We start from the raw sequence: 11,599 nt of genomic DNA, 5'->3' as shown, positions 1-11,599 counted from the left end.
CTCCGGGCAATAATAGAAAAGAAGGTATAATCATGGAAAATTTAGATAAAATCAGAGGTATAATGGTACCGATTATTACACCGGTAGATAAAAACGAAGAAATCGATCTTCCAAAATTGGATGAAATTATCGATCGTTGTATTAATGGCGGCGTAAGCGGCATCTTGTTATTCGGCAGTAATGGCGAATTCTACATGTTCAGCGAAGAAGAAATGGAATCTACTTTGAAACATGTATTGGAATACGTAAACGGCCGTGTACCTGTACTCTTCGGTATCGGTGCTATCCGTACTAAAACTTGCGTACGCTTGGCTAAAATGGCAGAACGTCATAAAGCATTCGGCATTTCCATTTTACAGCCAATGTTCTTAAAATTAACTGAACAGGAATTGACTTTACACTTTGATACAATCGCTAAAGCAGTAAGCAAAGATTTCCCTGTTCTTCTTTACAACAATCCGGGCCGTACAGGTTACTTCATTTCTCCAAATGTAGTTGAAACTGTAGCTCGCAACAACGAAAACATCGTTGGTATGAAAGACTCCAGCGGCGATATTTCCTTGTTACAGGAATTCCTTCGTCGTACGAAATTCAAACCATTCAAAATCTTCGGCGGCAAAGACACTTTGGTATATGCCAGCCTTTGCGTAGGTGCTGACGGCGGCGTTTGCTCCATCGCACAAGTTATGCCTGAAGAAACAGTTCGCATTTTCAAAGAATTCGAAGCAGGCAACATGCAGGCTGCTCGCGAAGCTCAGGAATTTATCAACCCAATTCGCTTGAGCCAGGATAAAGCCAGCTTCCCGGTTGCAACTAAAGTAATGTGCAACATGATTGGCCTTGAAGTAGGCGACTCTGTTCGTCCAAGCTTGCCATCTCCGGAAGCCGTTGTAAGCATCTTTGATAAAGAATTGACTGATGCAGGTATTTTACCTAAAAAATAAAATTTGTACAGGAGACGATGTGAATGAAAAAGAAAGTAGTATTAGCCATTGACTCCTTCAAGGGAAGTGCTTCCAGTGTTGATATTGCCGCAGCCGTACAAACGGGTATTTCCACAGTAGTGCCGAACGTTGAATTCACCACCATTCCCATTGCGGATGGCGGTGAAGGCACTGTGGATGCTATTGTAACTGCTCGTGACGGAGTGTACCATACATCGAAAGTGTCAGGCCCTCTAGGGGATGAAGTCGATGCAAAGTATGGTATGATTGATGGCGATATAGCCATCCTTGAAATGTCGGCAGCATCAGGGATCACCTTGGTGCCGAAAGAAAAATTGAATCCTTTAAAAGCATCCACTTACGGTACAGGCCAGCTTGTACTGGATGCCATCGATAAAGGGGCCCGCGAAATCTATATGGGTATTGGCGGCAGTGCCACCAATGACGGCGGTATGGGCCTTGCCTGTGCATGGGGCGTGAAGTTCCTCGACAAAGACGGCAAGGAATTACCTCCTGCAGCGGAATCATTGGGACAATTGGATAAAATCGACGTATCCCAAATGGACCCTCGTATCGGCAAAGTGAAATTTACTATTTTGTGTGACGTAAATAACCCGCTTTGCGGACCTAACGGTGCTTCCTACATCTTCGGCGGCCAAAAAGGTGCCGATGAAGATATGAAAGCACAACTGGATTCTTATTTGCATCATTATGCGGATTGTCTGCTTCGCGACTTGGGCGTCGATGTACTCGATGTACCGGGTGCAGGTGCGGCAGGCGGCTTAGGCGCCGGTATGATGGCGTTCGCAAAAGCTCATAAGAAAAGCGGTATTGATGCGGTTATGGAATTAATCCGCATGGAAGAAAATATTAAAGGCGCATCCCTCGTCATTACCGGCGAAGGTCGCATGGACAACCAGACGGCGTTCGGAAAAGCACCTATCGGTGTGGCCCTGGCTGCTCAGAAATATGAAATTCCGGTTATCGCTGTTGTGGGCGGTGTGGCCTTAGGCACAGAAACCGTATATGAAAAAGGTATTTCCCTTGTATTGGATATCGTCAATGAGCCAATGCAGTTGGACTATGCTATGAAAGAAGTAATTCCGTTGGCTCAGGGCGCAGGTCGCTCCATCGGCCGTATCATGAAATTAGCTGCCTTAGCTTAATTAACGGATTATATCAGATTATATCTTATACACGAACACGAGATGCATCGTACATCGTACGAACCTCGTAAACTCGATTTGTTAATGAAACCATTGTTAATAGAATCATTTGTTAACTAAAACCTACTCAAATCCTAAACTTACCTACAAATTACCTGAAACGAATCTTTAACTAAATCCTGCAAGTCATGGAAAGTGAATTACGGAGTAATACCTATACACGGCTCAGTGAGTCGCTAAGATGGCATCTATTACGGGATACACCAAGTGCAATACATGAGATATAACCTCTATAATAATAAGTGCAAAAAAGAAATCCTTAGTAACAACTAGGGATTTCTTTTTTTAGGGGCTTGTAACTGGAAATAAAAAGGCAGGTGCCCCGAGGAGCTCCTGCTCATATAGTTGATTTAATTGGAACGTTACGGACGACTTTACTCTAACGGTGTGGTCAATTCGCCATCTTCGTTGAAGGTCAGTTCCATTGGTTCGCTCAATGCTTCCAGATGTTCGTAACGACCGTTTTTAACGTCTTCGTAGTACGCTTCGGATAACATAATCTTGCCGATGTGAAGGCTGTTCGGAATGCGGATAACGCGCGCATGTTCCTTGTCCACTTTGTTCAAGGTGCGGATGCAGCCCTGAATAGTTTCCTTGTCGGTGCGCAAGATAATTGGAATCACAGCGGAGCGCAGTACGGTGCTCGTTAAGCAGTTCGGATACATGGCGTCCAGATCCAGTTTATCGAAGAGGCGTTTCGTAATAATGTCGGCCAAGCCGATGCCGAGACCGTTGCCGTGAGACTGCGGTGTTAAATCGAGCATGCAGGTGCGCTGTACTTTTACGCCGCCTGTTGCATAAGGGGTGGAGAAGGTACCTGTAATGTTAGGATCCACGCCGGTGCCACTGAAGTTCTTGCCAATCATATCGACGATGAGCACATCACCTTCGTTGACGAGGATTTTTGGCATATTGCCGGCAGCATATTTTAGAAGCTCCGGTTCGCGCGTAAGAATATCGTCGTGGTGAATGGCTTCAATTTTACAAGTTTCATCGTAAGCATTTTCCATACAAGGAATGGCTAGCAGAATCGGTGCTTTCTCTAAAATCACTTTAGCATTGGCCGGAAGATTCTGCGCGATGCGGTCCATGCCGTCCGCATGAACGCTTTCGGCGCCCATCTGTTTACCCAGACCGACTACCATCATTTTACAAGGACCGCTTTCATAAGGTCCGCGGAAGGCGTTGTGCATTTTCAAGCGGCACGATACGATGATACCGTCCGATTCGTAGGCAATCTTGTCCAGATATACAGGGCGGTTGAATTCGGAGTAGCCCAGTAAAACGGTTTCCATGGAGGAACGGATCGGGCAACCCATAGTGGCGTCCGTAATGTTGTAGCCGGCCAAGAGTTCTACCTGACCTTCGGCGGTAGCGCCGCCGTGACTGCCCATAGCGGGTACGATGAATGGTTTGGCGCCGCGGGATTTACAATAATCTACAATGGCTTTCGTAATAATATCTACGTTGGCAATGCCACGGCTGCCGGCTGTAATGGCCAGGTTGGCACCTTCTTTGATGAGGGGCGCAATATTCGGCTTGCTCAGTTCCTCGAAGACGACCTTCGGAATATCTTCCTTGGCGATTAGAGGACGAGGAAATGTTTGTTTTGCATAGAACATGCGTGGAATTTTTATGTCTTTCAATAAGTCGGAAATGATAGACGTACGTCCCAGGTTCATATAATCAAGTCCTTTCTGATGAATTACAATAACTCAATATAACTATACCACTGGCGCAATATAGGGGCTATTTTACAAGGACTAAGAATTTTGACTATTTCTTACAGACTTATAGTCTATATACTAAATAAAATACATTAAATACGGATACAGATTTGTATTTCTTTGTGTCCTAGTCTATAATTAAGGAGAAATCCACGTTACACTTGACCTGAAGTGGGAAAGGAAGTTACTCATGAAAGTATCGATTCAATTAGCGCAAAATATAGTTGAAAGTATGAAGTCTATTATAAAACAGGACATTAACTTTATTGACACGGACTGTGTCATTATTGCCAGCACGGACCCTAAGCGTGTTGGGACTTTCCATGCAGGGGCTAAGACGGTTGTCGAAAAGAATCAGATGCTCATAGTATCTCCGGAAGACTCCTATGAAGGCACCCGGCCGGGCATCAATGTGCCGGTCCATGTAAATGGTGAAATGATTGCGGTTATCGGCATTACAGGTGATCCGCAACAGGTAACTATTTACGGTAACATTTTGCGTAAAATGACGGAAATTCTGGTTCTGGAAGATGAAGTCAGTGCGTTGCGCCAACGTGAAGTGGACCGCAGCCGCATGCTCTTGGAAGACTTGATTTTCTATCCGGAAAACTTTAAGGAACGTTGGGAAGAAAATACGCTGGAAAACTGGCGTTCTGAAGATGATTACAAGCGCATTGTTTCCATCCGTCCTACAGGGAATTACTTTGCTTTCTTTAAAGACTTGCGCCGCCATTTGGAAATGAAGTTTGAAACGCTGGCCGCTCAAAGTCTTAGAAAATCAGTGATTTGGATGGAACATGAGCAACAGTTTGTTATTCTTTATAAGAGTAAAATCGAAAGCCTTATTAACGGCTGTTTAGAAGACTGCCTTAATATTGCGGCACAGCATGATGTATTTGTTACCGTCGCCGTAGGCAGCAAAGTACATCGTAATTTTAAAAAGTCCTATAAAGACGCCTTGTTGGTGCTGGAAAATAGTCAAAGTGGTGAAGACCAGACTGAAAGTACGATCATTCACTATGACGATTTGACGATTGAATTGCTGTTTAATACAGAAAATACCTATCGCCAGGAATTGTTCTGTCATAAAGTACTTCAAAACTTATCCAAGAAGGAAATTCAGGAATTCCATCATATTTTGGAATTGTTTGGCGAACATAACGGGTCCATCGTGGCCATTGCAGGGGCTCTGTTTATTCACAAAAATACCTTGCAATACCAGTTGCAGAAACTGAAACGCCTCACAGGCTATGACATGAGACGCTACGAAGACTTCATGATCTTGCGCCTCGCCTTCTCGTTGTATGAAAAATATAATTACGAAATGATCACCACTGAACCTGACTTGGACGATGATCAGGTACATTGATAGAAATAGACCTGCCGTATAATGATTTAAGTTGTCATTATACGGTAAGGTCTATGAATTTTTTCATAGATGTGTTAAAATCCTTATTGTGGGAATTTGAGCTGTGGCTCAAAGGTCCCGTCGAACATGCGGTTGTGGTGGAATGGCAGACACGCTGTCTTCAGGCGGCAGTGCTTTCGGGCGTGCGGGTTCAACTCCCGCCAACCGCACCAGATAAATCAATACAGCACCTTGTGAACTTCACAAGGTGTTTTTTGATTGTTAAAGCGATGTAGGAATAAGAGGTTATAAGAGCCTACAATCCCGATACTATAAGAGCCTATAACGATGAGGTTAGAAACCTTTATAACAAGTGTTAAGAAACGTCTATAGCAAGCGTTGAAAGGCGTCTATAACAAGCATTGATAAGAGTCTATAAATTAATTATATAATTTTTATAAAAAATGCTTGACTGAAATTTTACAATCATGGTATTATATGTGAGTACCTGTTATTCAGGTAACGCGGCCCCGTGGTGTAGCGGTTAACATGTCGCCCTGTCACGGCGAAGATCGTCAGTTCAAATCTGATCGGGGTCGCCATTTTTTTTACTTAATTTTAGAAAATTACCGAATTAAGTAATCCCTCAATAACATTTGCCTCGGTAGCTCAGTCGGTAGAGCAAAGGACTGAAAATCCTTGTGTCGGCAGTTCGATTCTGCCCTGAGGCACCAGTTATATAACATGCGGTTGTGGTGGAATGGCAGACACGCCATCTTGAGGGGGTGGTGAGCGTACGCTCGTATGGGTTCAAGTCCCATCAACCGCACCATATCAGTAAATAAGCGCCTTGCGAGACTTTCGCAGGGCGCTATTTTTTGTCTTGCATGCCCATGGAGCACACTATGAGTGGACAAATCTGTGAAAACTATATTGCTCTTATCTGGAGATTAAGGATAAAATAGAGGGGAATCTGTCATATGTTTTAAAACACTATGTGACATACTATCGTGGGGATGTAATATAAGGGGAGCAGACTAAGATGAATGTGCATGAGAATAAAGTTTACACAACAAAAATCGATTATGACGAAATTCAAAAAAGTATAGAACGGTATAGAAAAGAAACAGGATATGAAGGACCGACCTTATACAAGGCGATTACGGTGCCGGCAGGTTTTTCAGATATAGCCAGCTTAGTCTACCGTTTTTGTGAAGGTGGTACGGGGGAACTTGATTTTCATGGAGATGACGATTACGAATGCTATATTATTGACGACAGTGTAAATGTACCTAGTCATTATGACGAATTTGTCAGTGGTGAAACTTGGGTTTGGATTTATGATGATATTGGCAAGGTTATCAGTATAAGAGCTCCATATATATCAATTTACCGATCCGGTGGCTATAGCTTGCTTATTCAAGTAAGAAAGAGCAATTGAGCTACGCAATTATGTTATAATAAACCTGATATTCATTGAGATATAAAGAAACATAGTGAGATAGAGAGAGGCCATTATTTTATTTTGTACAACAAATTAAGGAGTAAACATCTTGGAACTTTTATGGCTAACCTTTGATTTAATCGGTACAATTGCCTTTGCTATTTCCGGCACATTGGTGGGAATCGGCAAACGTATGGATATATTCGGCATGACGGTACTCGCATTGGCCACAGCTATTGGCGGCGGGATTATGCGTGATGTCATAGTAGGCAATATTCCGCCTAATTCCTTTAAATCGGGCCTGTATGTGTCATTGGTGTTGGGCACTGTGTTTATTATGTTTTTTATTTACCGCATGCGCCACAATCGCTACATCGCCACGCGCTGGGTTCGCCGCGTATATTTGGGGTCCGATACAGTGGGGTTGGCATCTTTTACCGTGACCGGCACGTCCATCGGGGTGACTATGTATCCTGAGTTGCCCGTGCTGGCTGTTACGCTTGGCCTGTTGACGGCCGTTGGAGGCGGTGTAATCCGCGACGTATTGGCACAGCGGGTGCCGTCCGTATTGCGCGAAGAAGTATATGCCTTGCCGGCTATTATCGGCGGTATCGTATATTACTATTTATATACGGCAGGCTATTGGGAAATTGCATCTTACAGCGCTTTCATGGTGGTACTGGTAATACGCACCTTGGCCATCTATTATAATTGGAGCTTGCCGCGCATTCGCTAGAAGCTTTAAAGCATATAGTTGAAGCATATGCATAACGCAGAAAACGCAAGCTGTAGGGATAAAAAATAGAAATATGTATTAAAATTTATGATATAATAAAGAGATGAAGTATTGTATACAATGAGGCCGATTGAGACGGCCCTGTTTCGGATAAAGGAGTGAAGACAGTGGGCAAACGTTATGCCTGGTTTGCAGGTGCTTTGGCAGCTGCTATTTTATGGAGTACTTCGCCGGTTGAGGCGGAGACAATTTTGTTGGTTCCCCAAGACGACCGACCTGTAAGTCTGGCCTATACGGTAGATACGGCGGAAGGTGCCGGTTATACGGTGATTACACCACCTGCTTATATGATTTCCGGTAGAAACTATCATGGTGAACCGGATGCAATCTGGCAGTGGGTTAAGGAAAATGCCAATCGTGCAGATATTATGGTGCTCAGCACAGATACGCTCGTATATGGCGGTTTGGTTGACTCCCGTAAACACGATTTACCGGTAAATACTTTATTGCGCCGTACTCAGGAGTTAAGACAGCTCCATGAAAATAATCCGAATGTGCCTATTTACGCGTTCGGTACAGTAATGCGTTCCCCACGTGCCAGCGGTGGCGGTGTAGAACCTCCATACTATGACACCTTCGGTCCTACTATATTCCAGATTGCCGCCTTGCAGGATAAACTGGACGCAGGACAGCTTACTACAGAAGAACAGACACAATTGTTCCAATTACAGGCATCGGTGCCTATCGAATACTTACAGGACTGGTTCACACGCCGTCAGAAAAATATGGAAGTGAATCGTGCCCTCATCGATGAAACACGCAATGGCGTATTCCGATATTTCGCATTAGGTCATGATGATACAAGCACATTGTCTCAGTCAGCGTTGGAAAGCCGTTACTTGAAGCAGTACAGCAAAGGCTTGTCGGATCGCACTTACGGAAGTTTCCCTGGTGCTGACCAGCTGGCATTGCTCCTCATTGCGCGAGCTCATGTGGACTTGAATCATTTAAAACCATCCTTTCAAACGATTTATCCATTAGGTGGTGCCGGCGATACAGTGCCTCACTACGAAGATCAGTCGGTAGCGAAGACTATTGCCGAACACGTGATCGCCGTGGGCGGCACGATGGAAGTGAAGGGGAAACCGGATATTCTCCTGGCGGTCAACACACCGCTTGGAACTGTAACCGGTGAATCGGAAGCGTTCGAAAACTTCCCGATGATTTCTGCCAGCACCAATGCATTCCTCGACCAGATTGAAACTGCAATTAATCAGAATGTGCCTGTAACTATTGCAGACATTTCCTATTCAAACGGCGCAGATAATACCTTTGTATACGGCCTCTACAAACGTGGCTTGTTGTACAAAGTAGACGCTTATAACGGCTGGAATACAGCCAGCAACACCGTAGGCTATGCCATTGCCCAAGGCGTTCTCGGTAAGAACATGCCGGAACAGGCACACCGCGATATGTTGACTCAGCAATATTTGGATAACTGGGCATACCAGGCAAATATCCGCAAGGATATTTACCGTATGCAGGACTCCATTCGCGTAGACAATGTACGTTACACCGGTACTTTGAATGAAAAACTGGAAGAGTACATGGGCGAACGCGTTCAGGATTTTGCTGAAAAATATCTCCAAATCGATCCGCGCACAGTATCGGCCCGATTCCCATGGGGACGTTTGTTTGAAACTGAAATTACAGTATATGATCAACCGGTAGCACCGCTTCAAAAAGAATTGCGCTTACAGCGTGAAGCGGAAGCAAAGGCTAAAGCTGAGGCGGAAGCTAAGGCTAAGGCGGAAGCGGAAGCCAAGGCAAAAGCTCAGGCCGCCAATCCGGCAGCTGCACAGACAGCACCGGCGGCACAACCTGCAGCAGGAACCGTTCCGGTTACAAAAGAGCAATAGTATGATGATGCGGACGAAGGGGAACCTTCGTCCGTTTATTTGAAGAGAGGAGCTATGTTGTGAGACAAGGCTTAATACCGGAGATTACCTATATGCGAGGCCTCTGTATGCTGGGTGTTATCGGCATTCACGTAGGCTCGTTCGCCCTCGGTAATCCTCAGGCTAATCCTATGTTGATTGCCCTGTTGGAAATATTGTCGCGCTTTACGGTGCCGGCATTTTTCTTTTTATCCGCATTCGGATTGTTTTATCATACGCCGGCGGACGGCCCGTTTTCCTATAAGGATTTCATGCTCAGACGATCCCGCGTAGTTGTACTGCCATATATTTTCTGGTCCTTATTCTACATTATCTATACAGGCTTCGCAGTACATAACTTCGCCGGACTTTCGCCGCGTTATTTAATACCGACCTTGGTGTTCGGCAACGGATACTATCACTTGTATTTTATGGTTATCCTCATTTGGTTTTACCTGTTAATGCCTCTATGGCGCGCCATGACGCGGATGATTTTAAAAAGCCCGGTAGTGTGGCTCACCGTAATTTTCCTGCTTCAGACTGCATTTAACTTCTGGTCATCCTATTACGCAGGTCAGATTACCTTTGAAAATCACTGGATTCAATATGCCTATTCCATGCGCCTAAATTACTGGGTGCTGCACTACGTATGGATTTTCCTTCTCGGTGCGGTGGTGGCGGAGCGTTACGAGCAGGTCGTGGAACTTCTTTGGAAATACCGCGTGCTTATTACTTTAGTGTTCGCTCTTTCCGTAACACTCATGTTGGGCAGCTATTATTACGTGTTGGATGAACGCCATTACACATTGCTCGAAGCGATTTACACGATTCATCAACTCAGTCCGATGGGGATGCTTTATACGGGGGCGGCTACTATATTCTTCCTGCTGTTCTTCCTCAGCAGTCCCATGAGCAGCGGTACAAAAGCCTTTTGGGAACAAATCGGGGAAACTTCGTACGGCATTTACCTGATTCATCCCCTCATGCTCATTGTTTTGACTGCCTTTATGCACTTGGCTCAATTGCAGTTCAGCGCAATCATCGTGATCGGATTATATATCTGCACCGTGTGCGCGTCCTACTTGGGCACTTTGGCACTGAATCGTCTGCCGAAACCAATTCGTCGATTCCTTCTTGGAAAATAAAGGTAAAACGAAGTCCTTTGTTGAAGTTATATATAAGCGCCGGTTTTTGGTTTGCCTTTTTCAGGGCAGGTGAGGCCGGCGCATAGTATTGTTTCTTATAAAATGTAACAAATAGATGTACAGTCAGTTTAAAATGTAAACGATGATTTACAGCCATTTTAAATGTAGCTGATTATGTACAATTTCCGGAAAGAGAGTGATACAGATGAAAGAACTAACCTATTTTAACGGACAGTTTGTGGAACCCGGTGCAGCCTGTGTAAGTATTGACGACCGCGGCTATGTATTTGGCGACGGCGTGTATGAAGTAACGCGTGTTTACAACGGACAGCTGTTTGGATTTTCCTATCACCAGGACCGTCTGTATCGCTCCCTTCGCGCCATGGATATACCTGTAACCATGATGCCGGACGATTTAAAAGATTTGCATGAAATCATGATCGAACGCAGTGAAATTATGAACGGTTATATTTATATGCAAATTACACGCGGCGTTGCGCCACGTCATCATGCATATGACCGCAGTTCCTTGGAACCAACCATGTTGATGTATATTAAACCGGTAGAGCAGTCCATGATTGACGGCTTGGCCAAAGGTGTAAAAGCCATCGGCGTTCCTGATGAACGGTGGCTTCGCGCAGATATTAAAACATTGAATTTGATTCCAAACATTTTGGCTCAAACAAAGGCGGAAAAAGCGGGTGCCTACACAGCCGTGCTTTACCGTGACGGCATTTGTACCGAAGGGGCTCATTCCAATCTGTTTGCCGTTAAAGGCGGCATTTTATATACCCATCCGGCAACAAATCTGATTTTGAAGGGCATTACCCGTCAGATTATTCTTAATAAATTAGTTCCATCCCTCAGCATTACGGCCATTGAACGGGAGTTCGATGAAGACTTCGTAAAAAATGCGGATGAATTGATTTTCACTGATACCGTAGGCGGCATTGTACCAATCTTGACATATGAAGATCAACCGGTAAATGGCGGACAGGTAGGGCCTGTAGCCACTAAACTTCTGAATGCTTACAATAAGCTCATGGGAGAAGGCTTGGCTTAAAACGAAAGTTTTTCCATAGGAGGCATTGA

Annotated in this window: 9 protein-coding genes and 4 tRNA genes; 12 read left to right on the top strand and 1 reads right to left on the bottom strand. The window is 44.7% G+C overall.

Going from position 1 to position 11,599, the window contains the following annotated elements; all coding sequences use genetic code 11:
- The first annotated feature begins 32 nt into the window (after positions 1–32).
- Positions 33–944 carry a dihydrodipicolinate synthase family protein gene (locus KHZ77_RS07760; protein WP_295197533.1) on the top strand — a complete coding sequence of 304 codons (912 nt, stop codon included), beginning with the start codon at positions 33–35 and terminating at the stop codon, positions 942–944.
- A 23-nt stretch (positions 945–967) separates the two neighbouring features.
- The gene (locus tag KHZ77_RS07755; RefSeq protein WP_295197530.1) at positions 968–2,110 is read left to right on the top strand and encodes a glycerate kinase; all 1,143 of its coding nucleotides are present in this window, start codon (positions 968–970) and stop codon (positions 2,108–2,110) included.
- Positions 2,111–2,544: 434 nt separating this feature from the next.
- Here KHZ77_RS07755 and KHZ77_RS07750 read toward each other — a convergent pair whose 3' ends face one another.
- Positions 2,545–3,852, bottom strand: a complete 1,308-nt coding sequence (locus KHZ77_RS07750) for a lactate racemase domain-containing protein (protein WP_295197528.1) — start codon at positions 3,850–3,852, stop codon at positions 2,545–2,547.
- A 235-nt stretch (positions 3,853–4,087) separates the two neighbouring features.
- Here KHZ77_RS07750 and KHZ77_RS07745 point away from each other — a divergent pair, with 235 nt between their 5' ends.
- From KHZ77_RS07745 to dat, 10 genes are all read left to right on the top strand, one after another.
- Positions 4,088–5,266 (top strand): sugar diacid recognition domain-containing protein, encoded by a 1,179-nt coding sequence (locus tag KHZ77_RS07745; RefSeq protein WP_295197526.1) that lies wholly within the window; start codon positions 4,088–4,090, stop codon positions 5,264–5,266.
- 128 nt (positions 5,267–5,394) lie between these two features.
- Positions 5,395–5,478 (top strand) — tRNA-Leu (locus KHZ77_RS07740).
- A gap of 293 nt (positions 5,479–5,771) precedes the next feature.
- Positions 5,772–5,847: transfer RNA gene (locus KHZ77_RS07735), tRNA-Asp, on the top strand.
- A gap of 56 nt (positions 5,848–5,903) precedes the next feature.
- Positions 5,904–5,979 (top strand) — tRNA-Phe (locus KHZ77_RS07730).
- A 12-nt stretch (positions 5,980–5,991) separates the two neighbouring features.
- Positions 5,992–6,077, top strand: a tRNA-Leu gene (locus tag KHZ77_RS07725).
- Positions 6,078–6,287: 210 nt separating this feature from the next.
- A complete protein-coding gene (locus tag KHZ77_RS07720; RefSeq protein ID WP_295197523.1) occupies positions 6,288–6,686 on the top strand; it encodes a hypothetical protein in 399 nt (132 codons plus the stop codon).
- Positions 6,687–6,798: 112 nt separating this feature from the next.
- Positions 6,799–7,425, top strand: a complete 627-nt coding sequence (locus KHZ77_RS07715; protein WP_295197520.1) for a trimeric intracellular cation channel family protein — start codon at positions 6,799–6,801, stop codon at positions 7,423–7,425.
- Between the two features lie 167 nt (positions 7,426–7,592).
- Positions 7,593–9,344 carry a DUF4127 family protein gene (locus tag KHZ77_RS07710; protein WP_295197517.1) on the top strand — a complete coding sequence of 584 codons (1,752 nt, stop codon included), beginning with the start codon at positions 7,593–7,595 and terminating at the stop codon, positions 9,342–9,344.
- Positions 9,345–9,403: 59 nt separating this feature from the next.
- Positions 9,404–10,507, top strand: coding sequence for an acyltransferase (locus tag KHZ77_RS07705; RefSeq protein WP_295197514.1), 1,104 nt, complete (start codon positions 9,404–9,406; stop codon positions 10,505–10,507).
- A gap of 205 nt (positions 10,508–10,712) precedes the next feature.
- Positions 10,713–11,570, top strand: a complete 858-nt coding sequence (dat, locus tag KHZ77_RS07700; protein WP_295197512.1) for a D-amino-acid transaminase — start codon at positions 10,713–10,715, stop codon at positions 11,568–11,570.
- The last annotated feature ends 29 nt before the right edge of the window (positions 11,571–11,599 follow it).

It is taken from the genome of Veillonella sp. (assembly GCF_018364065.1).
In the GTDB taxonomy this organism is placed as follows: domain Bacteria; phylum Bacillota; class Negativicutes; order Veillonellales; family Veillonellaceae; genus Veillonella_A.
This window is presented reverse-complemented; position numbering and strand designations above follow the sequence as displayed.